The sequence below is a fragment of the Shinella sp. WSD5-1 genome, assembly GCF_963942435.1.
Lineage (GTDB): Bacteria > Pseudomonadota > Alphaproteobacteria > Rhizobiales > Rhizobiaceae > Shinella > Shinella yambaruensis.
Genome location: NZ_OZ012596.1, coordinates 37309 through 62083, shown reverse-complemented (window position 1 = coordinate 62083; position 24775 = coordinate 37309). Strand labels below are relative to the sequence as shown.

The window sequence follows — 24775 nt, the reverse complement described above, 5'->3', positions numbered from 1 at the left end:
CCGTGCGGTTCTGCTCCTCACCCGCCGACGCTGGCGATTGACTAACACTATCTCTGCCATTACGTCAATAAGTGGTAAGGCCACTTGGCCACTTGACAAGATTGGGGACAAGATGCGCAGATGGTCTCCGGGAAGCATCGGGAGGAAGCAGCGTGCAGGAACGGAGCCTTTCGGGCGTCGAACCGGTCAAGAAGGCCGGGCTCACGGAAATCCTCGTGTCGCGGATTCTCGGCCTGGTGACGGCGGGCAATCTCAAGGCGGGCGATCACCTGCCGTCCGAGCGCAGCCTGGCGGAATCCTTTCAGGTCAGCCGCCCGACGGTGCGCGAGGCGGTGCGGGCGCTCGCCGTCCTCGGGGTACTGGAAATCCGGCACGGCGGCGGCATCGTCGTTTCGCAGTTGAGCGCGGCCGATCTCCTGAAGCCGCTGACCTTCTTCCTGACCCTGCAGAACACCGAGGTGGACAAGCTCTACGAGGCGCGCGAACTGATCGAGGGCGACATCGCGGCCCGTGCAGCGGTCAATGCGAGCGCCGAAGATGTCGCCTTTCTCGAAAGGTTGATCGCGGCGCAGGAGGCTGCGACGGAGACGCCCGTGCAGTACCGCGAGGTCGATACGGCGTTCCACCGGCGGCTTGCGGAGCTTGCCGACAACGAATTCCTCGCCCGCACCGCCGAGAGCCTGAACATCCTCGGCCTCGAGTTCCGCAAGGTCGCATCCGAGACGGCCGGGGTCATCAGCGGGTCGATCGCGGATCACCGGGCGATCGTGCAGGCGCTCCGGGAAAAGAACGCGGAGGCCGCGCGCGCCGCGATGGCCGCCCATATGCGCAATGTCCTGCGCTCGACGCGGGAATCGATGAAAGCCGGAGGCCGGGTATGACCGAACGTCGCTGGGGGCTGACGAAGCCCACCGAAGCCGATATCGCGAGAGGCGGGTTCTCCACGCCGTGGGATGCGCCCTTCATTCCGCCGTTCCCCTTCCGGTTCCGCGATTGCGAGATCCTGACCGTCTTCTACCGCACGGATCCCGCTGCGGCCGCCTTCCTCGCCCCGCCGCCGGTCCGCGCGGCCGGCGATGTCGTGGCGATCCATCTCTACAAGATGAACGATACGGACTGGATCGGCCCCTACCATGAATGCAACGTGATGTTCGGTGCGGAGGTCGCCGGCCGGGCCGGGGCCTATTCGCCCTATCTCTTCCTGCATTCGGACGGCGGCGTGTCGCACGGGCGTGAAATCCACGGCCAGCCGAAGAAATATGCCAATCCCTCGCTGGAGTTCCGCGGCGATCTCATTGTCGGTACGGTCGAGCGCAACGGCATCGATGTCGTCACCGTGACGACGCCCTACAAGCAGCGCCAGGTCGATCCGGCCGAGATGCGCCGGCATTTCGATTTCGGCACCAACCTCAACCTCAAGGCGATCGACCATATCGACGGCCGGCCGGCGATCCGGCAGATCACCTCGCGCAAGCTGACGGACGTTGCCGTGCGCGAATGCTGGGTCGGACCGGCGACCGTCGAGCTTCGGCCCAACGCGCAGGCGCCGGTCTACCGCCTGCCGGTGGTCGAGCCGATCGAGGCGTTCTTCTGGAAGGCCGACTTCACGCTGGTGAGCGGCGAGGTCATCCACGATTACCTCACCAAGGCATGACCATGAACAAGCGCAAAGTCGTCGTCACCGATTACACGTTCCCGGCGCTCGCGCAGGAAGAGGCGGCGGCGATCGCCTCCGGCGCGGAGTTTTTCGCCTGTCAATGCCGTACGGCGGACGAGGTGGCCGAGGCGGTGCGCGGGGCGGATGTCGCCGTGGTGCAGTTCGCGCCGCTGACCGCGCGGGCGATCGAGGGATTGGCCAAGGGGGCGGCGGTCATTCGCTACGGCATCGGCTTCGACAATCTCGATATACCCGCCGCCAATGCGCGCGGCGTGCCGGCCGGCTACGTGCCGGACTATTGCATCGACGAGGTGGCCGATCACACCGTGGCGCTGATCCTCACGCAATTGCGCAAGGTCGTGCGGCTGGACGCCAGCATCCGCGCCGGCGAATGGGCGGCGGTGGCCGTGGCCAGGCCCCTTGCCGCCTATCGCGAGACGACGGTCGGCTTCCTTGGCTTCGGCCAGATCGCGCGGGCCGTCGCCGACCGGCTGCGCCCCTCCGGTTTCCGGTTCCTGGCGGCCGATCCCGTGCTGGATGCAGCAACCGCGAAGGACCTCGGCGTCGAGCTGGTCGATCCGGAAACCCTCGTGGAACGCGCCGACGTCCTGAGCCTGCATGCGCCCGGCACGCCGCAGACGACGAAGTTCGTCAATGCCGGGCGGCTGGCCCGCATGAAGCCCAATGCCTTCATCGTCAACACGGCGCGCGGCGTGCTGGTCGACGAGGCGGCGCTCGCCGAGGCGCTGAAGGCCGGCAGGATCGCCGGGGCGGCGCTCGATGTCTTCGAGATCGAGCCGCTGCCGCCGGAATCGCCCCTGCGGGATGCGCCGAACCTGATCCTGACGCCGCATGCGGCCTGGTATTCCGCGGCGGCAATCGAGGCGCTGCAGGGGCTCGTCGCCGACGATATCCGCGCCCATCTCGCCGGCCGGCCGCTGCGCCGGCCGGTGCCCGGCTCAAAGACGTGAGCGAGGAGGAGAAAATGCCCGACACGGTCAATATCGGCGTCATCGGGGCCGGCTGGTGGGCCACCCTCAGCCATATCCCGGCGCTGATCGCCAATCCGCATGTCGATATCGTCGCCATCAATCGCCCCGATGCGGACGGGCTCGAGACGGTTTCGAAAACCTTCGGCCTGCCGCACGCCTATCTCGACGCGCGCGACATGCTCGAGAAAGAAACGCTGCACGGCGTCGTCGTCGCCTCGCCGCATGTGCTGCATGCCGAACATGCGACGCTTGCGCTGGAGCGCGGGCTGAAGGTGCTGATCGAAAAGCCGATGGCCACGACCGCCGCCGATGCGCGCGCCCTCGTCGCGCTGGCAGAGGCCCGGGGCGGCGAGATCATCATGCCCTATGGCTGGAACTACAAGGCGATGACCGACGCTGCGCACCGGCTGATCCGCGAGGGCTGGGTCGGCGAGGTTCGCCATGTCGTCGCGCAGATGGCTTCCGCGCTCGCCGATCTCTTCGGCGGCGAACCGATGGTCGAGACGAAGGATCACCTGTTCCGCCCGCCGGCTTCGACCTGGGCCGATCCCAAACGCTCCGGCGGCTATGGCTGGGGCCAGCTGACGCACGGGCTGGGCGCGGTGTTCCGCCTGGTCGACCTCGCACCGGCCCGGGTCTTCGCGAAGACGGGGCTGTCGCCCGCCGGCGTCGATTTCTACGACGCCGCGGTGGTGGAGCTCGCCAACGGCGCGACCATGGTGCTGTCGGGCTCGGCCACCGTGCCGAAGGCGCGGAGTTTCCAGCTCGATATCCGCGTGTTCGGCACTGAGGGCATGCTGTTGTTCGATATCGAACGGGCGCGCGTCGAGGCCGTGCGCCATGATGGCAGGACCCATGTCGAGACGCTGGAGGCCGATGCCGGTGCTTATGAACAGGTCGAGCCGATCACCCGGCTGGTCGACCTGTGCCGGGGCCGGGATGTCGTCAATCCGGCCGATGGGGTGATCGGCGCGCGCGCGACGGCCGTGCTCGACGCAATGTACCGCTCCGCGAAATCCGGGCGGATGGAGGAGGTATGACGATGAAACTGAGCATCACGAGCTGGTCCTTCCCGCTGCTGACACTGGACGAGGTGGGCGCCGTTGCGCGCGCGATCGGCATGGAAGGCCTCGATATCGGCTATTTCTACCGCTCGGCCCTCGACAAGGCGCGCCTGCTGGCGGAGCCGGAGGCCTATGGCCGCGAGATCGCTGCAAGGCTGCCCTTGCCGGTGTCCAACCTCTATCATCTGTTCGGCTCCTCGCCGGCCGAGCGCAATCTCGCCCTGCCGGATCACCGTGCGGAGAACCTTGCCGATTTCCGCAAGGTGCTCGCCTTCTGCAAGGCGGCGGGGGCGCCGACCGTCTTCATCCTGCCGGGCATCATCAACGGCGCGCAGACGCGGGCGCAGGCGCTGAACGAAACGGTGGAATCGCTGAAACCCCTGATCGAGGCGGGGCAGGAGGCGGGCATCGACGTCTGCGTCGAGCCGCATGTGCATTCCTATCTGGAGACCCCGAGCCTGACCGCCGAGATGTGCACGCGCGTGCCGGGCGTCAAGCTGGCGCTCGATTACGCGCACTTTGCCGTCTCCGGCTACCGGCAGGAGGAGATCGACGTGCTGATCCCCTGGCTCGGCCACGCCCATCTGCGCCAGGCCCGGCCGGGCGCGCTGCAGGCCAAGATGGAGCAGGGAACGCTGAATTTCCCGGCCATGTTCGCCACGTTCAGGCAAAGCGGCTTTGCCGGCTACGTCGCCAGCGAATATGTCCATCAGGACTATTTCGACACGGTGCACGACGACGTGATGTCCGAGACGATCAAGATGCGCGACCTCTTCTTTGCCTGGAGAAAAGCATGAGCGGCAAGGCAGTCATCGTCACGGGCGGCGCCGGCGGCATCGGGCTTGCCGTCGCCACCCGGCTGAAGGCCGACGGTTTTGCCGTCGTCATCGCCGACCGCGATGCGGATGCGGCACGCCAAGCGGCAGCCGGCATCGGCGCGGACTGGCGCGTGCTCGATATCGCGGAGGAAGGCTCGGTCGTCGCCACGGTCGGCGAGGTGGCGCAGGCCCATGGCGGGCTGGCCGCCGTCATCAACAATGCCGGCGTGCACATGCAGAGCCTGGTGGTCGAGACGAAGGTCGAGGACTGGGACCGCATCCACACGGTCAATGCCCGCGGCACCTTCCTGATGTGCCGCGAGGCGGCGCGCGTGATGGGGCCGCAGGGCGAAGGCCAGATCGTCAACATCGTCACCCGGCTCGGCTACGGCAATCCGTTCTCCTCGGTCTACATGTCCTCGAAGAATGCGGTGGCGGCGCTGACGCAGTGCTTGGCGGTCGAGATGGCCGCGACCGGCGTGCGGGTGAACGCCGTCGCCCCCGGCCATGTCGGCGTCGGCACGGGCATGGAGGCGGCGTTCCGCAAGAAGGCGGAAAAGCTCGGCAAGGACTGGGATTCTTTCGAAAAGCAGGTGATCGGCTCCATTCCGCTCGGGCGCTGGTGCAAGCCGGAGGACGTGGCCGGCGCGGTTTCGTGGCTGCTCGGCCCTGATGCGGACTTCGTCACCGGCGAGGTGATTTCCATTACCGGCGGCTTCCAGGCTTATGGCATTTCGCCGGATCGCCAGACCGTGCTCAACGCCATCGAGGCTGCATCATGACCATTGATCTTGCAGGCAGAACGGCGATCGTCACCGGCGCGCGCCACGGTCTCGGCGCTGCGACGGCGATCGCCCTGGCCGGGGCCGGTGCGCACGTCGCGGTCTGCGGCCGGCGCGCCGGCGATTGCGTCGCGGTCGTGCAGGCGATCGAGGAGGCCGGCGGACGGGCGCTGGATGCGGCGCTCGATGTCGCCGATCTCGCCAATGTCAAAAGCCGGGTGGCGGAGATTGCCGACCGGCTCGGCGGTCTCGATGTCGTCGTCAACAATGCCGCGACGATCGAGCCGATGTCGCCGGTCGCGGCGCTCGACGCGGAAAAATTCGATCTGGCGATGCGGGTGAACGTGTCGGGTGCCGCCGCCGTCGTGACGGCCGCCTGGCCGCGCCTTGCCGGGCATGGGCGGATCGTCAATCTCCTGTCCGGTGCCGCGGTGCGGCCGCTGCATGGCTGGGCGGCCTATTGTTCCGGCAAGGCGGCGCTCTTGATGCTGACGCGTGCCATCGACGCCGAAGGCAAGGCCGAGGGCATCCGCTGCTTCGGCATCGCTCCCGGCCTGGTCGACACGGCGATGCAGGCGAGCATCCGTGCTGCCGGTATCAACGAGGTCTCCAGCATTCCGCAGGAGAAGCTCTCCGATCCCAAGGTCGCGGCAAAAGCGATCGCCTGGCTCGCCTCCGGGGCGGGCGACGATTATGCCGGGGCCATGGTGGATGTGCGCGACACGGACTTCATGGCGAAGGTCAACGGATAAGAGGGGGAAGTACGATGCCCAGGATGCTGGCCGCCTACCTGCCGGGGAATTCGACGGTGGAGCTGCGCGAGATCGAGAGGCCGGCACCCGGTATCGGCCAGGTGCTGCTGAAGATGAAGGCGTCGGGCATCTGCGGCAGCGATATCCACTATATCTACCACAAGCATCTGGGCGACGATCCGCGTACCGCCTACCAGGGCGTCGTCGCCGGGCACGAGCCGGCGGGGGAGGTCGTGGAACTCGGCGCCGGCTGCCGCCATTTCAAGCCCGGCGACCGCGTGGCGGTCTACCATATCTCCGGCTGCGGTTTCTGCCGCAACTGCCGCAAGGGGTTTCAGATCTCCTGCACCGATCCCGCGCGCGCCGCCTATGGCTGGCAGCGGGATGGCGGCCATGCCGAATACCTTGTCGCCGACGAGCGCGACCTCGTGCACCTGCCGGATTCGCTAAGCTACCGGGACGGCTGCTTCGTCTCCTGCGGTGTCGGCACGGCCTATGAGGCGGTGCTGCGCGGCAATGTGTCGGGCGGCGATGCGATCGTCGTGGTCGGCCTCGGGCCGGTCGGCATGGCGGCCTTGATGCTGGCGAAGGGACGTGGCGCGCGCCTTGCCATCGGCGTCGATACGCAGGCCGATCGGGTCGAGACGGCACGAGGGCTGGGTCTCGTCGACCATGGACTGGTGGCCGGTGCCGAAACGCTCGGCGAGATCGAGTTGCTGACCCGGGGCGGGGCGGGCGTCACAATCGACTGCTCGGGCAATCCGCGCGGCCGGCTGCTGGCGCTGCAGGCGACACGGACCTGGGGACGCTGCGTCTATATCGGCGAGACGGGGCCGGTCCAGTTCGACGTCAGCGACGATCTCCTGCACCGCCAGCGCACGATCTACGGCTCCTGGGTGACCAGCGTACACAACATGGATCAGTGCTGCGAGGACCTCGACGCCTGGGGCCTGCACCCGCACGACATCATCACCGATGCCTTTGCACTGGACGAGGCAGCGGCGGCCTACCGGCTGATGGCCGGCGGCAAGTCGGGCAAGGTGATCATCGCCTTCGACGGCGCTTAGCATACGTATCAGGAAGGTGTGGCTCCGGTCTCGCGGTTACGGCGGGGCATCGGACGGCTGCCCAGGCGTGCGGTCGTTCACGTTGCATAGTCAAAGATAAAATATACCTTTATTCAAGAGAATGATATTTCCATGGATATGAAATCTGCCCGCATGATTGGCAATTGTAATTAATGCTGTATTTTTTGATTCCAGCTATGATATTTAGGAATTTATAGAATACATGAAGTAATATATTGATCTATGATGCTTGTTATGGCGAAATTTCAAGATACACTCCGTGTATCGTTGCGTATCTTTTGCAAATATCAATTTTTAACTTCCTGATAAGATTCCAGGCCAATGCTGGGGGCGATCACTGATCATCCCCTTTGCGAGCATGATGTCTCGCTCCGATCGGCCCGACGGCCGTTTGAGGGAAAACTTGGCGGATAGACGGTCCTGATGCCAGCGGCGGATTAGCGCCGGCGGCGCGGATCTCACAATCAGAACGTTGCATCTGACATGCGCGGAACGGATCCCGGTTGGCGATCCGGTGAGCGATCCATGGCGACGGCCACTTCCGGCCGGACGGTCGACCGATCGTGCCATGGGCGTCGTGCTGTCACGGGTGCGGGTGCAAGGACGACGGAATGAAACGCAGTATTCTGAATGATGCCACGGGCAACGTCGCGATCATGTTCGCGATCTGTCTTTCCGTTATGGCTCTTATGGCAGGAGCCGGTATCGACCTCGCGCACCGCGAGCTTATTCGGCGCGAGTTGCAGGGCAGCCTTGACCGCGGGGTGCTCGCAGCCGCCTCGCTCTCGCAGAGACAGGAAACGGAAAAGACGCTCCGCGACTACTTCAAGACCCTGCCCTACGCCGATGACGTGACCATCACGATCGGCTCCTCGATCGTCAAGTCGACAGCGCGCGAGATCGCAGCGTCTGCGAGCTACGTGATGAAGACCGCCTTCCTTCCGCTCGCGGGCATAGACACGATGCGCATCGAGGTCGTGGCATCGGCCACCGAGGCGCGGCAAAATCTCGAACTTTCCCTGATCCTGGATGTCTCGGGCTCGATGGGCGAGAACAACCGCCTGGGGAACCTGAAGGTGGCCGCCAGACAGTTCGTGGAAGCGCTGCTGACTAAGGAGACCAGGGCCTACACCTCGCTCAGCATCGTTCCCTTCGCGGGCCAGGTGAGCGCCGGCGCTGCCGTCTTCGACAAGCTCAACCCCGGCGGGCGCTTCCACGACTATTCCTCATGCTTCGAGTTTTCCGCCGAGCGCTTCGGGAACCTGACGCCCAGCTTCAAGAACCGGCAGCAGATCGCGCACTTCACGGACGAGTACTTCGGGCGGACGGACCTGCAGCCATGGTGGTGTCCCGTCGGCGAGACCACGATCACCTACCATTCCAATGACGCGTCGTATCTGAAGGCGCGCATCGACAAGCTCGAGCGGCACGGGGGAACGGGAACGCAGTTCGGAATGCAATGGGGACTCATGCTGCTCGATCCGACAGGGATCGCGATCACCAATGCGGCCATTGCCGGCGGCCTCATGCCGAAGGCATTCGCAAACCGGCCGGCAAAGTTCGAAGACGAATCGACCCTGAAGGTCATCGTGCTGATGACCGACGGCGAGGTCATGGGGCAATACCGTCCCAAGGATCCCTATCGCTCTCCCGACCTTCCGCCGGACAACAAGTACATCACCAACAAAGCCACCGCCGTCGAGCAGCTTTACCGCGTCTGCGACCTTGCAAAGGAGAAGGGCGTCGTCGTCTTCACGATCGGCTTCGAGGTCGAGGGCATCGCCCACGAGCAGATGGCGCGTTGCGCGACAAGCCGCGCGCACTACTTCTCGGTTAAAGGCCTGCAGATCGCCGAGGCGTTCAAGTCCATATCGGGCAGCATACGCAAGCTGAGGCTCACCCAATGAGCCGGACGAACATCAAACATGGTCGGATGACCAAAAGCCTGCTGCAAAGCCGTGATGGCGCCGCCGCAATCGAGTTCGCCATTCTCGCGCCCGTCACATTGCTGCTGATCTTCGCCACCCTGGAGGCCGGCTGGATCATCACGCAGTCGATCATGCTGGACCGGGGGCTGGCGGTCGCGTCCCGGTCGCTGCAGATCGGCAGCCTTGCAGATCCGACATACGAAGAGGTGCGCGCGCGTGTCTGTCGCGAGGCGATCATCCTTGCGGATTGCGAGACGGCCCTTCGGCTCGAATTCACGCCGATAGACCGGGAGAGCGACTTTCCTGCCGCGGATGCTCCTTGCGTCGATCGAAAGGTGCCGATCGCGCCGGCGACCGCGTTCAATCCCGGGCGGCGTGCGCAGATGGTCTATGTCCGCGCCTGCTACATGCTGGCGCCGTGGTCGCCCGGCCTGAAATTCGGATTTGCCATGCCACACAGCGAGACCGGCGAGGTCCGGCTGACCTCGCTGTTTGCCTTCGTCAACGAACCCGGATGAGATGCAATGCGTATCCTGCATGACAAGACCGGCGCCGCGGCCGTCGAGTTTGCCATCGTCGCTCCCGTCATTCTGCTCCTGCTGCTCGGATGCCTGGCCGTGTTCGACATGTACCGGTCCAATGCGCGACTGGAGCAGGCGAGCCTGATCGTGGCGGACATGGTCTCGCGCGAAACCGCTCTGGATGGGGGCTACGCGAAGCGGCTCTATGCCGTCTTTGGCGAATTGTCGGAGACGGCGAATGTGCCGAACGCCCTGAGGCTGACCAGCATTGCCAACAGGGAAGGGCGATATACGGCGGATTGGTCGGTTCAGATGGGGCGGGCAGACCTGCTTGCGCCGGCGGGCCTCTATCTCGACGAAATTCCCGCGCTTTCCGATCAGGACAGCGTGATCCTCATCGAGACGGGCACCATCTACACCATGCTGTCATCGATCTTCGGCATCGAAACCGTGCATTTCCACAATCGGAAATTCATCCGTCCGCGGTTCATCAACGCAACGGTATTTTCCGGGTGATCCGGGCGCAGTCCCTTTGCCTTGGGGCTGCATTTGTCCGGACACGTTCGATAGTGCTCGTCGCCGCGTTCCGTCGTCATGCGGCCGCTCGTTTCTGTCCCTTCAATCCGGCGCGTCCGCCCGAATCGAGCCGGGGAATCGTCGTTGACTGGTTGAGCAGGACGTCGGCGGCGTTCTCTTTGCTTGGCCGCCGACAAAAAAGCTCACGGGGGCCAGTAGGCCTCCGCCGTCAGCGCGTTTGCAACACCAATCCGCCGGCATGGCGAGGGGGCAAGCAAGGCGCAAGAGATTTAACCGGGCTCATGCCGGTACCTCCTTTTCCTCGGGAGGCAGCGTAAAGGACGAGCGTCGCCCGGTTCCGGGGCGGCCGAAAGGCCTCGATGATCGTTTGGCAGGCCGCTTGATAGGCGTGAATGTTGGCAGCGTTTCCGCGTGTGTCGGTTCGCCGGGGCAATGGCTCCGGTGAGGAGCGCGGACTGAAGGGCAAGGGCCGAAGCAGTTGCCGGCAAGCCAACCGGCCGGCGGCGTTATCGAAAAGGAATCAAGGGCATCGAATGCCCCCGAAGACTGGAGGAGGGATTCCCCTCCGGCCTTGGCCCCTATTGTCTACGTGCCGGCGGCGACCGCGCGCAATGTGGTGCTGTTCGCGAGGCGGAAGTGGCTCAGAAGCTGTCGCAGGCGCGACGCTTCCTGCGCAAGCGTCGAGGTTGCCGCGTTCGTGTCCTTCACCATCTCGGTGTTCTGCCGGGTGACCTGCTCCATCTGGCTGACCGCCGTGTTGACCTCGGCAAGGCCGACGGTCTGCTCGCGGGCAGAGACGGCGATTGCTTCCATGTGCGCGTTGATCTGGCCGATCTCGGTTCCGATCGCCCGCAGCGCGTCGCCGGTCTGCTCGACCGGCCGCACGCCATTGTCGACTTCGGATGTCGAGCTGTTGATCAGGCTCTTGATCTCCTGGGCCGCCTGCGTGAGCAGCATCCGGCTTTCGAGCCAGCCGGCGACGCCGTCAGCTGCCTGTCGCCCGGTCTGCCGGATGCTCGAGCGAACGGCGTCGTCGATCGCGCGGCTCTGGAGCCCGTCGATGTAGAACGAGAAACATGCAAATGCCGTGACGGCCGCATAGGAGATGTCGGTCAGAATGCGCGTCATCAGGCTGGATCGCTTAACCAAGGTCTGCTCCCGGGGTGACAAAGTTGGAATGGTGTCGGGCTGAGAGAGCGGCAGGGGATCAGAATTCCTGCCAGCCGTTTGCCGCCAGCCTGGCGCCTTGCGCCGTGACCGCCGGCGCCGCCATTGCCGAGGCAATAGAGCGAAGGCCATGGACCTCGCGTCCGGCATCGCAGGTCCTGGACAGGCGGAACTGCCCGACCATCTCCCTCAACCGGGCCGCATCATCTGCAAGCGTCGCCGATGCCGCATTGGTCTCCTCGACCATCGCGGCGTTCTCCTGCGTGACCTGGTCCATCTGGTTGACCGCCGAATTGACCTCCTGCAGGCCGATCGACTGCTCCCTGGCGGACATGGCGATGGCATCGACATGATGGTTGATCGTCGCGACATATTCGCTGATGTCCTTCAGGGCCCCGCCGGTCGCGCTCACGAGTTTCACGCCGCCTTCGACCTCGCCGCTGGAGGTCTGGATCAATCCCTTGATCTCCTTGGCGGCGCCGGCCGAACGCTGCGCCAGTTCCCGGACTTCCTGGGCGACGACGGCGAAGCCCTTGCCGGCCTCGCCCGCCCGCGCGGCCTCGACGCCCGCGTTGAGCGCCAGGAGATTGGTCTGGAAGGCGATCTCGTCGATGACGCCGATGATGCTGGAGATGCGGTTGGAGGACTCCTCGATCCGCCGCATCGCATCGACGGCATCGACGACCACGGCATGGGACTTCTGGGCGTTTTCGTTCGCCTGTGCGGCAACGGCACGCGCCTCGTCGGCCCTGCGCGACGCGCTCGTGACATTCGCCGTGATTTCATCGAGCGCGGCCGCCGTCTGTTCGAGGGCCGCGGCCTGGCGCTCGGTCCGGCGCGAGAGATCGTCGGCCCCGCGGCTGATCTCCTGCGTGCCGCTGCCGATCGATACGATCGCCTCGGAAACGGAGGCGAGCGTCCGCCCGAGCTGCCCGACGGCGCTGTTGAGATCGTGGCGCAGGGCTTCGAATTCCGCGGAGAAAGGGGTTTCCAGGCTGAAGGCGAGGTCGCCCTCCGCGAGCCTCTTCAGGCCGCTTGCAAGCTCCGAATTGGCCTGCCGGATCATGTCCTTCGCGCGGTGCTCGGCCTCCTCCTGCATCGCCATCCGCTCCGCCTCGGCGCGCTGGCGCGCTTCGCCAGCTTCCTGTTCAAGCTGGTGATTGCGGCGCGCCGCCTGCCGGAACGTCGCGATGGCGCGCGCCATCTCGCCAATTTCGTCCTTCCGGTCATGGGGGCTCCCGTCATCCGTCAGGTCTCCATCGATGAGCCGGCGCATGGCGGCAATCTGCCCTGAGAGCGGGCGAACGATGTGGCGTGAGGTAAAAATGAAGAAGGCCAGCGCGATGACCAGGACGGAGCCGATGACGATGGAGCCGATGGTCTCCAATCGCTCGAAGGAGGCTTTCTTGTCGAGGAGAATGGTTTCCGCCTGCTTGACCTGCAGGTCCGAAAGGATCGAGATCGTGGCGGTTACCGGATCGATGCTCCGGTAAAGCTCCTTCTGAATGAAGTCATCGAGGGCAACACGGTTTGCGGACTGGAGAATGTCTTTGAGGCGGCCCACCGATGCATCGGCGGCTGCCAGCTTTTGCTGTGCGCTCGAGACGAGGCTGGCCTCCTCTATCGTGAGCTCCGTACCCGTGTAGGCCCGCCAGTGCGTGTTGATCGAGGCCGTGGCGTTGTTCAGCGACGCGAGGCCGTCCTCCGTGGTGATGGCGCCATGGTTCGCCTTGTGCGCGGCGTCGACGATGGCCACGGCATAGGCATCCGAGATCACCTTGAGGTCCTTCAGCGGCAGGATGCGATCCGTATAGACGCTGTCGAGCGTGACGGAGGTTTCCTGGAGAATGCCCCGGACATGGAGCGCAAGGCCGATCGCGATGGCGCTGAGTATGGCAATGGCTCCGAGGAGCTTGAACTTGATGGACATGGGAATCCCCCGAATGTAAATGTGGGAGGATTTTCTTGATTTGAGGGTAAATTAAGCGTTCATCGAGTGTCTGGCGGAATGAGATTGACTATTTATGCTACGCTGGAATTATGGAAGTTCCTGAATGATACTTGTGTTGGCGTAACGATACGAAGCGTCGTATCAATGATACGCACCGCATTTATCGGATCGGCGGCTTCCGGCACTCAGGGCATGTTTTGCAGGAGACAACCCGTGGATGTCCGCCGGGCGGTGGCGAAAAGGCGGCGCACGCTCGATTTCCAAAGCCTGCTCTGGCTCCTCGCGTTCGTTCGCTTCGTCGTCTGCAGCCATGGCGTGTGTCCGGGCTATGGGCGGCTCCTTCCGCGTCCTCGCCGGCGCGGTGGGGCGGGATCGCGTCCCGCTTGCGTGCAAAACGGGTCGATTCGGGATATACGAAGGGCCTAATAAGCGGCGCTCTTGCGTCGCGCCTTGGGGGAGGCAGCGCAAGTATCATATGGCAAACATGCAGAAGCCATCGGCAGAGCAGATCTGGCGAACAGTCGCGGCGATAACGGCGACGGATCCCTTCCGCAAGTCGGACCGCATGACCGGTCTTCTGACGTATCTCGTTACACAGGTCATCGAGCAGCCCGATACGAGGATCACGGCGGAGGCCATCGCCGCGGCGCTGTTCAACCGGACGGACGATTTCAATGCCGTCGACGATCCCATCGTACGAACGACCGTCAGCCGCCTGCGGGCGGCGCTTTTGGCCTATTTTGCCGATGACACGCGAACGGACGACGTCGAGATCCGCATCGCGAAGGGCAGCTATACGCCTGAATTCGTTCATCGCGGTGGGAAGCGGTCGGAATATGCGCGCGAGCCCGGCGGGCCGGCGAAAGACGAACACCGCCCCGTATTCTCGCGCGCCTCTGCGCTGATCGGCCTCGGTGCAATCGGCGGCGTCCTGGCGCTTCTTGCTCTCGGCGCCTGGCTGACGATGGGGCGCACGCGCGATGAGGCGGGTTACATGCCTCGTATCTTCGTTCAGCCGATCAAGGTTCTGGCCGCCGCGGGAGACGCCCAGGCGCTCGCGGCGGAGGCGGGCGACGTCCTGGTGGCAACGCTGTCGAATGTCGGCGGCGCGGCCATTGTCGATTCCGATCGGAACCGGCCGTCTCCCGGCGAAGGGGTGATGTCATCGGACTACGAGTTGCAGACCACGCTGCGCGAAGGGGCGGGCGACCTCACCGTGTCCTGGCGGCTGGTCGATCCTGAAACGGGTATCGTCCTGTGGGCCGCAAGCCAGACGGCGGCGAAGAATGGGGCGGGAACGCCGCAGCAGGTCGCAAGCCTCGTTGCCTCGAAGGTGCTCGGGCTCGATGGCGCAGTGCCCATCCTGCAGTCGCGTGTGGTGAATTCGAACGAACTGACAAGGTGCTTCTCCAATGCCCGCCGCATCCTGTTCGTCTACGGCGAGGAAACGCAGCAACAGACGGTGGATTGTCTCGATAGAACGCTCAGTTCGTCGCCGAATTTCGCAGACGGCTGGGCCATGCTCGCCTACAGCAACTATCGCCTGAGCACCTATGCCGTCTCGAAGGGCGAGGACCCGGCTCCCTATATTGCAAAGGCGACGGTCGCCGCCGCGCGGGCGCGGGAACTGGCGCCCCAGAATTTCCTCACGCAGGAGGCCCTTGCCTATATCGCATTCAGCACCGGCGACGTCGCCACGTTCAAATCGATAGCATCGACCCTGCTGCAACGCTATCCGGGCGATCCCGACATCAAGGTCCGTTTCGGCCTTCGCCTGGCGACGGTCGGTGAGGAAGAGGAGGGGCGCAACCTCGTCAAGGAAGGCATCGCCGCCGGCGCTGCGTCGAGCTCGGCGGCGTACATGTCCCTTGCCTTCAGTGCCTATACGGAAGGTCGAGACCGGGAGGTCATCGAGCTTCTGGAAAAAGGCCGCCAGGGAAGCGACTATCTCTACGAGGTCCTGAAGACCGCCGCCTATGGCCAGCTGGGCGATGCGGAGAACGCGCGGACGGCCCGCGACGAGCTGCTGAAGATCCGGCCCAACTACGCCAGGGATTTCCCGAAGGATGCCGCAAACCGGCGCGCCAGCCCGCAACTGACCGAGCGTTTGGCCGACGGCCTGCGGAAGGCCGGCCTAGAGATCCAATAGAGGCCGACGTCTACCGCTTGGCCGCGTCGGCGGAATTGCATTTGCTTCCCGCCGTGATGACCTGCCGACGCAGATTGTCGCGAACGGCCTCCAGTTCCTGCGCCAGGGTTCCCATCAACTTGAGAATGTCTTTGCCCGAATCCTTTGCGAGGTCGGCATTGGTCTTTTCAGGAAATACAATAACGTTCGACATCTTTAACCTCGAATCTTGCGTTTATTTGTATTTATTCAAGATATGTTGTCGCTTCTCTTGATTAATAATGAGTTAAAATTGAATGTTCGAACAAGTGATACTTGAGGTGTATCTTAAGATACTCCCCGTGTATCTAAGATAATTTACGATAAAGGCGCAATATTGCGGTCAAGTTGCTGATTTTTTACTAACCATTAATTTGGAATACTCATAGTCCGGCTCTGCGCAACGAGCAACCACGCCCAGTCGGCGTGCATGGCAAGCGTCCAGAGCAGCTTGCTCCGATGCCCGGCGCGTATGGAATCCGGCGGGAATGAGCTCCCGCTCCAATGACAACTTGTCTCATGACGAGGCTCGGTTGGCCTCGCAAGGTCGGTCGCTGTCGATCGAACGATTGCGGGCATGTCGCTCATTTCCGGAGCCATCCCGATGCGCATCAAGCAGTTCTTCATCATCTCCTCAGCCGCCACGATCGTCGTGGCGGCCGGCCTCATCCTCTCGCTCTGGCTCTATGGGAAAGCCGAGACGCAGGTGAAGGCCGCCCATGTCTCGCAGTATCGCTCCTATCTGTTGGCCGATGAGGTCCGGCAGTCCTCGGACGATCTGACGCGGCTTGTCCGCACCTATGCCGCGACGGGTAACCCCGATTTCAAGGATCAGTACAACCGCGTGCTCGCGATCCGGGACGGCAAGGCGCCGCGTCCGGCCGACTATCACCGTATCTATTGGGATTTCGTCGCTGGCGGCATCGCCGAGCCGCAGCCGTCCGGTGAAGCGGTTTCGATCGGCGACCTGATGAAGCAGGCCGGTTTTACCAAGGAAGAGTTCGCGCTGCTGGACGAGGCAAAGAAGCGCTCGGACGGGCTGGTCAAGCTGGAGGTCGAGGCCATGGCGCTGGTCGACGACATCAACGAACGCACCAGTGCCGCGTCCCGGGCGCGCGCCATCGCGATGCTCAATTCGCAGGACTATCACAAGCTGAAGGCCAACATCATGCAGCCGGCCGACGAATTCTACGTCGCCCTCGAAACGCGGCTGAAGGCGGCGATCCATGCGGCGGAATCGACGGCCGCGTTCTACTGGACCGCCGTCATCGTCTCCACCGCGCTTCTCGGGGCGATCCTCGGCGTCTTCGGCGTTACCGTCTTCGTGCGGGTCATCGGCGGGATCCTGTTCCTGCGGAGCGCCATGGACCGGATTTCCGGCCAGCAATTGAGCGAGACCGTGGCGGGGCAGGATCGCCGCGACGAGATCGGCGACATGGCGACCTCGCTTGAAGGCTTCCGCCAGGCTGCCCTTGCCAAGGTTATGCTCGAGCAGGAGGCCGAGCGCCAGCGCGATGGTGCGGAGGCGGAACGGCTTCGCATCCAGGTGGAGGCCGATGCGGCTGCGCAGGAGCGCCTCGACCAGGCGACCAGTGGCCTTGCCAACGCGCTTCGCCGTCTGGCGAAGGGTGACCTCTCCTTCGAACTGGCCGAACCCTTCCACCAGGACTTCGAGCCGCTGCGGCACGATCTGAATGCGACGATCGGCCAGCTGGCGAACGCACTCGGCGCCGTCGCGCGCAGTGCCGAGACGATCTCGCTGGGCACCGGCGAGATCAGCACCAGCGCCGACGATCTTTCCAAGCGGACCGAGCAGCAGGCCGCCTCCCTCGAACAGACCGCCGCTGCGCTGGAGCAGATCACCGCCAATGTGACGAGTTCGGCCAGGCGCACGGAAGAGGCGCGGCAGGTCGCGACCCAGGCCAATGTCAGCGCCGCGAAATCCGGCACGGTCGTCGCCAATGCCGAGGACGCGATGCGGCGCATCGAGCACTCGTCGGGCCAGATCTCAAACATCATCGGCGTGATCGACGACATCGCTTTCCAGACAAACCTTCTGGCGCTCAATGCCGGCGTGGAGGCTGCGCGCGCCGGAGAGGCGGGTAAGGGCTTTGCCGTCGTGGCGCAGGAAGTGCGCGAACTCGCGCAGCGCTCGGCGAATGCCGCCAAGGAGATCAAGGGCCTGATCGGGAACTCGACGGCCGAGGTCAAGAGCGGCGTCGAACTGGTCCGTGAAGCCGGCCAGGCGCTCCGGACGATCGAGGAATATGTCGGCTCGATCAACCAGCACATGGACGCCATCGCCACCGCCGCGAAGGAACAGTCGGTCGGCCTCGCCGAGGTCAACACCGCCGTCAACCAGATGGACCAGGTGACCCAGAAAAATGCGGCCATGGTCGAGGAGACCAACGCCGCCGGTGCGACGCTCGCCGAGGAAGCGCTGAAACTGCGGGACCTCATCTCGCACTTCGCGCTTCGCGGCCAGCGCCGCGCGGGAGCGTCGGCCGCCGTCAAGGACATGCCTGCCCCACGCCCCCAGCCTCGCTCGCTCCCGCGCATGCACGGCGCGAATGCTCTCGCCGTCCATCCGGGCACCTGGGAAGAGTTCTGAGAGCTGCACCCCTCCGGCAACCCCCTGTGCCGGAGGGGACAGATATTTTTCTTGCGGCGCGCCGAGCCGGCTGCACCGCGGAGGTTCACGAGAATGATAGGCCCGCTATTCCGTGTATTCGCATCAGAGCAGGATCCGCGCGATCGCGAGGAACTGGTCGTCGCGCAATACAAGTCGCTGACGAAGCAGATCCCGCTTCTCTACGTCATCCTGCTGTCGAATGCCTGGATGGTGGCGCTTTCCCACCATGGAAGTGCACCCGTGCCGCTGACCCTGCACATACCCGTCATCCTCACGGGGCTTTGCGTTGCGCGCCTGCTGCGGTGGTGGCGCCGTTCGCAGGCCGAGCCATCGTTTTCCGAGGCCAGCCGCTCGCTCAGGGCGACGACCGTTCTGGCGGGCCTCCTCGCCGCCGCTTTCCTTGCATGGGGACTGGCGCTCTACAGCTACGGGACGGCGTTCACCCAGGGGCAGGTGGCATTCTTCATCGGCATTACGGTGGTCGGCTGCGTCTTCTGCCTGATCCACCTGCCTCTGGCCGCCCTGTGCGCGGCCGTCATCGTCAACATCCCCTTCGTCGTCTTCCTCGTCTCGACCGGCACGCAGGCCTCCATCGCGGTTGCCGTCAACATCTTCCTGGTATCGATGGCGATGCTGGCGATCCTCGGCACGCACTACAACGATTTTGCGAGCCTCATTCGCGAGCGCCGGCGCCAGCGCCTGAAGCAGGCGGAAATCGAGGACCTGGCCGCCGAAAACAGGTGGCTCGCCAATCACGACGCGCTGACCGGGCTTCCCAACCGGCACAATTTCCTCGCCGCGATCGATGCCGCCCTTTCCAGCGTGAACGCAAGGCATGCGGAACTCTTCATCGCGGTCGTCAACCTCGACGGGTTCCGCGCCGTCAACGATGCCTTCGGCAACCAGGGCGGCGATCACGTCCTGATGGAGGCTGCCCGACGTCTCGGGAGCAAAGACGATATCGACTTCATGGTCTTCCGGCTGGGGGGCGATGAATTCGGGCTCGTCTGGCAGCGGCCGCGCAATGGCGTCGCCGCCGTTCTGGCCGAGTGCGAGGAAATTTGCGCCTCGCTCGCCGTTCCCTATCCGATCGGCGGCGTCGAGGCCCGCATCTCGGCCACGATGGGGCTGTCCTCGTCGGGGACCGTTGCGGGCTGCGCCCGCTCGATCCACGAGGCCGCGCAATATGCGCTGGTCCACGCGAAGCGAAACCACCGGCGCGGGCGCGTGACGCTCTTCACGATGGACCACCAGGATGCAATCCGGCGGCACTCGATCCTGGAGCAGGCGATGCAGACGACCGACCTCGATGCGGAGCTGACGCTTGCCTTCCAGCCGATCGTGGACGTCCGCTCCGGCCTGCCGATCGGCTTCGAGGCGCTGGCCCGCTGGGACAGCCAGGACCTGGGGCCGGTCCGGCCGGACGAGTTCATCGTTGTCGCCGAGCGCGCGGGTCTCGCCAATCGGCTCACCTGCGTGCTGCTCGCCAAGGCGCTCGCCGTCGCGGCGACCTGGCCGGCCTGGCTCAGGCTCTCCTTCAATCTCTCCATGCAGGACATCTGTTCCTCGGACAGTGTGCTGCGACTGGTCGCGATCCTCAACCGAAGCGGCGTCGATCCCGGGCGCATCGATTTCGAGATCACGGAAACGGCCGTCGTCGGCGACTTCGATCAGCTTGTGGAGGCCGTCACCGTCCTGAGAGCCATGGGGGCCGGTATCTCGCTCGACGACTTCGGCACGGGCTATTCCACGCTCTGGCAAGTCAACCGGCTCCCGCTCGACAAGATCAAGGTCGATCGAAGCTTCGTCACCAACATCAACGAGAGCGCCACCGGCTACAAGATCGTCAAATCGGTGATCGCCCTTTGCCGCTACATGAAGATCAACTGCGTGATCGAGGGCGTGGAGACCGTCGAGGAGCTGGACACGCTGCGCGAGCTCGATTGCGGCCTTGTCCAGGGCTACTACTATTCGCGTCCGCTGCCCGCCGATGCCGTGCCGGGCTACATCGACGCGACCTTTGCCGGAACGGCCGTTTCCCGCCGATCGCAAAATGAACCCGCCGAGTTTCCAAAACCTCGCCGACGCAACTTTGCAGGCCGCCGCCAAGCCGCGCGCCGCCCTGCCTGACCTTCACCCCACCAACGGAGATCGAAATGTCCATTCTTTCCAAAATCGCAGCAGGCCTCGCCATCACCGTCGCGCTCGGCGCCGTACCGGCCCTTGCCGATCCGCTCTTCACGATCCGCACCGCCGACAGCGCCAGGACCCTGGACGTGACCGCGGACATGATGGCCAGGGTGGGAAGCGTCACCTACCGGACCATCCTGCCGGGCACGGACGGGGCTGTCCACGAGGTGAAGGGGCCGTTGATCCAAAAGCTGCTCGACGAGGCGGGCATTGACGCGGCGAACTACATGGCCGTCGCGCTCGACAACTACGAGATCGAAGTGCCGGCGGAAGACTTTAAGGCCCACGGGGCCATCGCCGCGGTCGAGGTCGACGGCAAGGCTCTCACCGTGCGCGACAAGGGCCCGGCGTGGATCGTCTATCCGGCAACGGACAATCCCGCCCTTGCCGACCCGCTCTACGAATCCCGCAGCGTCTGGCAGTTGAAAGAACTCGTGGCACAATGACGGCATTGCGAACCCTTCTCGGCAAGCTGCCGCTGGTACGCTTCCCCATCATCCTGGCGCTCTTCGTCATCATGCTGCCGGTCTGCTATCTCGGCCTGGCGGGCATCGCCGACGGGATCAACAACCGGCTCTATTTCTCCGCCAGACTGGAGGAGGCGAGCCGGCTCGAGCTCGAAGCCACGACCTTCTTCAGCAAGGCGGAGGCCTTTGCCGAGGGCGAAGCGCGGCGGACGCAAAAGGAGGTCGGGCTGGCGCTCGATCTCTTCTGGTCGCGGGTGGATGTCCTTTCGACCAAGTCCTACCGGCGGATCCAGGAGGACGAAGCGCTCGATGAGGCCTTGATCACGGAGCTGCTGTCGGCGATGCCGGCGCTGGAGCAGGCGGCCGCGACGCTCCGGCAGGGAAAGCCCGAAAGCTATCGGGACGTCGGGGCTTTCGCGCGACGATACCGCGAACGGATCATCGCCTTCAGCGACGATGCCAACAAGGCGCGCCGCAAGCGCATGAACAAGGCGGTCGAAACCCACCTCAAGAGCGTGACGACGTTGAAGCGAATCCAGATCGCCTATGTCGTCCTCGGCGTCGGCGCCGTGATCTACGTGCTGACGGAGCTGTATCTCACCCGCCGCCTCAACCAGCGCCTCGGCCGCAGCATTGCCGAAAACCGCCAGCTGCTCTTCACGGATCATCTGACCGGGATCGGCAACCGCGCCTGTTTCGAGAATCTGCTGAAGGAGCTGGATGCCGTTCCGCAGGCGGATTTCTCCGTCATCTATTTCGATCTCGACGGCTTCAAGCAGGTCAACGACACACTCGGCCATGCCATGGGCGACACGCTGCTGAAGCATGTCGCGTCCATCCTCGTCGCGACCCACAAGGACCAGGCCGCGGCCTCGTTCCGCTTTGGCGGGGACGAGTTCGCCGTGCTCCTCGTCGGCGGCCCCGAAGAGGCCTCGTCCTATGCGGAGAGGGCCGTCAACCGGATCGCCAGGCCTGCGGTCCTTGCGAAGAACATCGTCCAGGTCTCGGCAAGCGCGGGCTTCTCCCATATGCGGGATCTCAGCGCGGGCGAGGCGACCGACGCCCTCATGCGCAATGCGGACCTTGCCCTCTACGCTGCCAAGTCCGCCGGCCGGAACTGCGTCCGGCCGTTTGCCCCGCCCATGCTGGTCGACCACGAGCGAAAGGTCCGGCTGGAGAAGGCGCTGTCGGAGGCGGTGCGCCGCGGTGCGGTCGATGTCGTCTTCCGGCCGATCCTGGACCTCAGGACGTTCGCGTTGCGAGCAGTGGAGGTCCGGCCCGCCTGGACCGACAAAACCTATGGCGTGATCGCGCCGGCGGAGATCAGGGCGATCGCGGAGGACGGCAATCTCGCCCTCGAACTCTCCGCAGGCATCCTCGGCAAGGCATTCCGCGCACTTGGCCCTCGTGTTCTGCAGCGGATTCCCACACTCTACCTCGATATCCCGGAAAACCTGTTGTCGCAGCCGACCTTCGCGGGCCATCTGTGCCGCCTCCTCGATGAATTCTCCATCGAGCGCGGCCGCCTTCAGCTGGAGCTGCGGCGCGCCGCGAAACCGGACTATGGCGAGACCTATCTCGCGAGCATCCGGCACCTGCGGGATGCGGGCGTCGCCTTCGCCACGAAGGATATCGGCAGGGCCATCGATCGGCGCAACAGGCTCGCCAATCTGGATTTCGGCACGCTCAAGCTGGACCGCGCGCTCGTCGAGGAGGTCAGCCGGTCGGAACGCAGCCGCGGCGTCGTTGCGGGCCTTGCGGTTCTGGCGCGCCAGATGTCGGCCGCCATCGTCGCGCAGGGCATCGACAGCACCGACGACCTGAAGCGTCTTCGCCAAATGAACATTGTGTTGGGCGAGGGCCGTGCGCTTTCGCCCGTACTGTCGCCACCGGAGCTCGTGAAGCGCCTTGACGAGGGCTTCGGGGCGTTCGACGCCGTGACCAGGGAAAAGGGCGCGGCGCAGCGCCGGGCGACGTTGCGCCTGATGTGACCGGCAAGCGTGAAAACCGAATGGTTGCTGACGTCTTGCCAGACAAGTTTGCAGGTTTTGGAGCCGCGTTGTAGTCTCCACCTTCGTATCGGCCGTTCGGCCGTGCCTGCAAACGTGGAGAATTCAATGCAAGAGCTGGGACAGATCACGCCGCTGGAGCGTGCGCCGGCGGCGGCCGAGCGGGTCGCCAACCAACTGCTCGAACTGATACGGTCCGGCAACCTGAAGGCCGGCGACGTGCTGCCGTCCGAAAACGACCTGGCGCGCGCGCTGCAGGTCAGCCGTCCCGTCGTGCGCGAGGCGCTGCGCGGGCTCTCGATCATGGGTGTCGTGGAAAGCCGCCAGGGCGGGCGCTGCTACGTGACCAGCCTCGAAGTCTCCCGGCTTCTTGCGCCGCTCCAGTTCGTCATCGCGCTCGATGAGAGCAATGTGAACGCGCTCTATGAGGCGCGGCTGATCATCGAGGTGGGGCTGATCCGGCTCGGTGCCGCGCTCGTCGATGACGCGACGCTTGCCCGATTGCGGGAAATGGTGACCGCCGGCTACGGCCTGACGAAGGATCCCGTCGGCTTCCGGGTGCTCGATCTCGAGTTCCACGAGCAGATCATGACGATCGCCGGCAATCCTTTCATGGAGGTGGTGGCGCGCAGCCTTTACCAGCTCGGCATGGAATACCGCCGTGTCGCCTCCGAAACGCCGGGCGTGCTGGACCGCAGCGCGGCCGAGCACGAGGCGATCGTCGAGGCGCTCGCTACGCGCGATCCGGAAGCCGCCGCTGCCGCCATGCAGGCCCATCTGAGTTCCATCAACCGCACGACCTACGACGCCATGCACCGTGTCGGCACCGAGAAGACCCGCAGGCGGAACGGGGCGCCGGCCGCCTTTTAGTCGTTTTGTAAACTTAGCTTACAAGATTACCGGTTGACAACTTTCGCGTTTCTGCCGATGATGCTGCTGCGCCGATGGAGGAGCGTCATCAGGGAGGAATTCGATTTGTTGAGGAGACTCACCACGACCGTCGCAGCGCTTGCGCTGGCGGCCGTCATGCAGAACGGTTCTGCCTTCGCGCAGGACAATGAACTGACCGTCGGCGCGATCTATCTGGACGCGCAGGGTTTCTACGCCGGCGTCCGCAAGGGCGTTCAGGTCGGCGGCGCCGAGCTCGGCAAGAATGTCCAGATCATCGAAACGAATGCCGGCGGCGACGTGGGCAAGGAAGCGTCCTTCATCGACCGGTTGGTCTCGGCCGGCGTGGAGGCGATCATCCTTTCGGCGGTGTCGCCGGACGGGTCGGTACGCGCGATCAGGCGGGCGCATGAGGCCGGCATACCGATCGTGTGCTACAACACCTGTCTCAACGAAAAGGACATGAAGGAATACGTCTACGCCTACGCGGTCGGCGATCCCTTCCAGTTCGGCTACAAGATCGGTCAGGTCGCGGCGGACGATTTCGTCAAGGCAGGCAAGACCGAGCCGAAGATCGGCATTCTCAACTGCGAATTCGTCGATGTCTGCGTGCAGCGCCGGCTCGGGTTCGAGAAGGCACTCGGCGAGAAGGTGCCGGGCTTCAAGATTGTCTCCAACCAGGAGGCGACGATCCTCGACAAGGCCATCTCGACGGGCGAGAAGATCATCACCGCCAATCCGGACCTCGATGCCCTGTGGGGCGAATCCGGCGGTGCGGCGCTCGGCGCGGCCAAGGCGATCCGCAATACCGGCAATGCCGGAAAGATCATGGCCTACGGCTCCGACATGACAACCGAGATCGCGCAGGAGATCATCGCCGGCGACGTGATGCGCGGCACCGTGGACGTCTCGGGCCAGGCGCTCGGCAAGCTCGCCTTGCAGCAGGCGGTGAAGGCGATCGAGAAGGAGCCGCAGGGCGCGTTGATCGTGCCGAACCCGATCGACCTCTACACCAGCGCCGACGAGGCGAAAGCCTGGCTTGCGGCCCATCCGGACGGCCTGCCGTGAGGCGGTAGCCTTTCCGTTCGAGCGTGCCGGTCGCGTTCCGGCCGGCACGTTCCTTCCTGTCGGCGACACGCCGACGCTCCCTTTCTCGAAACGAATG

22 protein-coding genes are annotated in these 24775 nt (G+C 64.5%); 18 read left to right on the top strand and 4 right to left on the bottom strand.

Annotation, left to right across the window (positions count from 1 at the left end):
* Nucleotides 1–152: 152 nt before the first annotated feature.
* The 11 genes from AABQ55_RS00265 to AABQ55_RS00215 all read left to right on the top strand — a co-directional run bounded on the left by AABQ55_RS00265 (nt 153) and on the right by AABQ55_RS00215 (nt 10118).
* Complete coding sequence (locus AABQ55_RS00265; RefSeq protein ID WP_272806809.1) at nt 153–881, top strand: FadR/GntR family transcriptional regulator; 729 nt, start codon at nt 153–155, stop codon at nt 879–881.
* Nucleotides 878–1654 carry an acetoacetate decarboxylase family protein gene (locus tag AABQ55_RS00260; RefSeq protein ID WP_272806808.1) on the top strand — a complete coding sequence of 259 codons (777 nt, stop codon included), beginning with the start codon at nt 878–880 and terminating at the stop codon, nt 1652–1654. The genes AABQ55_RS00265 and AABQ55_RS00260 overlap by 4 nt, the downstream gene beginning before the upstream one ends.
* A 2-nt stretch (nt 1655–1656) precedes the next feature.
* Nucleotides 1657–2628: a C-terminal binding protein gene (locus AABQ55_RS00255; protein ID WP_272806807.1), complete on the top strand. Its 972-nt coding sequence runs from the start codon at nt 1657–1659 to the stop codon at nt 2626–2628.
* A gap of 14 nt (nt 2629–2642) precedes the next feature.
* Nucleotides 2643–3689 (top strand): Gfo/Idh/MocA family protein, encoded by a 1047-nt coding sequence (locus AABQ55_RS00250; protein WP_272806806.1) that lies wholly within the window; start codon nt 2643–2645, stop codon nt 3687–3689.
* 2 nt (nt 3690–3691) lie between these two features.
* Nucleotides 3692–4510, top strand: a complete 819-nt coding sequence (locus AABQ55_RS00245) for a sugar phosphate isomerase/epimerase family protein (RefSeq protein ID WP_272806805.1) — start codon at nt 3692–3694, stop codon at nt 4508–4510.
* Complete coding sequence (locus tag AABQ55_RS00240) at nt 4507–5313, top strand: SDR family NAD(P)-dependent oxidoreductase (RefSeq protein WP_244769717.1); 807 nt, start codon at nt 4507–4509, stop codon at nt 5311–5313. Before AABQ55_RS00245 ends, AABQ55_RS00240 begins: the two co-directional genes overlap by 4 nt.
* Complete coding sequence (locus AABQ55_RS00235) at nt 5310–6065, top strand: SDR family NAD(P)-dependent oxidoreductase (RefSeq protein WP_272806804.1); 756 nt, start codon at nt 5310–5312, stop codon at nt 6063–6065. Before AABQ55_RS00240 ends, AABQ55_RS00235 begins: the two co-directional genes overlap by 4 nt.
* A 14-nt stretch (nt 6066–6079) precedes the next feature.
* Nucleotides 6080–7132, top strand: a complete 1053-nt coding sequence (locus AABQ55_RS00230; protein ID WP_272806803.1) for a zinc-dependent alcohol dehydrogenase family protein — start codon at nt 6080–6082, stop codon at nt 7130–7132.
* Nucleotides 7133–7764: 632 nt separating this feature from the next.
* Entirely contained in the window at nt 7765–9060 is a 1296-nt protein-coding gene (locus AABQ55_RS00225) for a TadE/TadG family type IV pilus assembly protein (protein WP_272806802.1), read from the top strand.
* 26 nt (nt 9061–9086) lie between these two features.
* On the top strand, nt 9087–9599 hold the full coding sequence (locus tag AABQ55_RS00220; RefSeq protein ID WP_272806801.1) for a TadE/TadG family type IV pilus assembly protein: 513 nt from the start codon (nt 9087–9089) through the stop codon (nt 9597–9599).
* Between the two features lie 6 nt (nt 9600–9605).
* Entirely contained in the window at nt 9606–10118 is a 513-nt protein-coding gene (locus AABQ55_RS00215; protein WP_272806800.1) for a TadE/TadG family type IV pilus assembly protein, read from the top strand.
* 606 nt (nt 10119–10724) lie between these two features.
* On the opposite strand, the gene AABQ55_RS00210 is transcribed toward AABQ55_RS00215, so the two are convergent.
* From AABQ55_RS00210 to AABQ55_RS00200, 3 genes are all read right to left on the bottom strand, one after another.
* Entirely contained in the window at nt 10725–11288 is a 564-nt protein-coding gene (locus AABQ55_RS00210; protein ID WP_272806799.1) for a methyl-accepting chemotaxis protein, read from the bottom strand.
* A gap of 58 nt (nt 11289–11346) precedes the next feature.
* Nucleotides 11347–13236 (bottom strand): methyl-accepting chemotaxis protein, encoded by a 1890-nt coding sequence (locus AABQ55_RS00205; RefSeq protein ID WP_272806798.1) that lies wholly within the window; start codon nt 13234–13236, stop codon nt 11347–11349.
* A gap of 162 nt (nt 13237–13398) precedes the next feature.
* Complete coding sequence (locus AABQ55_RS00200; RefSeq protein ID WP_272806797.1) at nt 13399–13569, bottom strand: hypothetical protein; 171 nt, start codon at nt 13567–13569, stop codon at nt 13399–13401.
* Nucleotides 13570–13732: 163 nt separating this feature from the next.
* On the opposite strand from AABQ55_RS00200, the gene AABQ55_RS00195 reads away from it, so the two are divergent.
* Complete coding sequence (locus AABQ55_RS00195) at nt 13733–15406, top strand: hypothetical protein (RefSeq protein ID WP_272806796.1); 1674 nt, start codon at nt 13733–13735, stop codon at nt 15404–15406.
* Nucleotides 15407–15416: 10 nt separating this feature from the next.
* Here AABQ55_RS00195 and AABQ55_RS00190 read toward each other — a convergent pair whose 3' ends face one another.
* Nucleotides 15417–15599 carry a hypothetical protein gene (locus AABQ55_RS00190; protein ID WP_272806795.1) on the bottom strand — a complete coding sequence of 61 codons (183 nt, stop codon included), beginning with the start codon at nt 15597–15599 and terminating at the stop codon, nt 15417–15419.
* A gap of 402 nt (nt 15600–16001) precedes the next feature.
* Here AABQ55_RS00190 and AABQ55_RS00185 point away from each other — a divergent pair, with 402 nt between their 5' ends.
* The 6 genes from AABQ55_RS00185 to AABQ55_RS00160 all read left to right on the top strand — a co-directional run bounded on the left by AABQ55_RS00185 (nt 16002) and on the right by AABQ55_RS00160 (nt 24678).
* Nucleotides 16002–18035, top strand: coding sequence for a methyl-accepting chemotaxis protein (locus AABQ55_RS00185; protein ID WP_272806794.1), 2034 nt, complete (start codon nt 16002–16004; stop codon nt 18033–18035).
* Nucleotides 18036–18128: 93 nt separating this feature from the next.
* Nucleotides 18129–20186, top strand: a complete 2058-nt coding sequence (locus AABQ55_RS00180; protein ID WP_272806793.1) for a putative bifunctional diguanylate cyclase/phosphodiesterase — start codon at nt 18129–18131, stop codon at nt 20184–20186.
* A 26-nt stretch (nt 20187–20212) separates the two neighbouring features.
* Nucleotides 20213–20692 (top strand): hypothetical protein, encoded by a 480-nt coding sequence (locus AABQ55_RS00175; RefSeq protein WP_244769730.1) that lies wholly within the window; start codon nt 20213–20215, stop codon nt 20690–20692.
* Nucleotides 20689–22704 (top strand): GGDEF domain-containing protein, encoded by a 2016-nt coding sequence (locus AABQ55_RS00170; RefSeq protein WP_272806792.1) that lies wholly within the window; start codon nt 20689–20691, stop codon nt 22702–22704. The genes AABQ55_RS00175 and AABQ55_RS00170 overlap by 4 nt, the downstream gene beginning before the upstream one ends.
* A gap of 126 nt (nt 22705–22830) precedes the next feature.
* A complete protein-coding gene (locus AABQ55_RS00165) occupies nt 22831–23592 on the top strand; it encodes a FadR/GntR family transcriptional regulator (protein ID WP_272806791.1) in 762 nt (253 codons plus the stop codon).
* 108 nt (nt 23593–23700) lie between these two features.
* A complete protein-coding gene (locus AABQ55_RS00160) occupies nt 23701–24678 on the top strand; it encodes a substrate-binding domain-containing protein (RefSeq protein ID WP_244769733.1) in 978 nt (325 codons plus the stop codon).
* Nucleotides 24679–24775 lie beyond the last annotated feature (97 nt).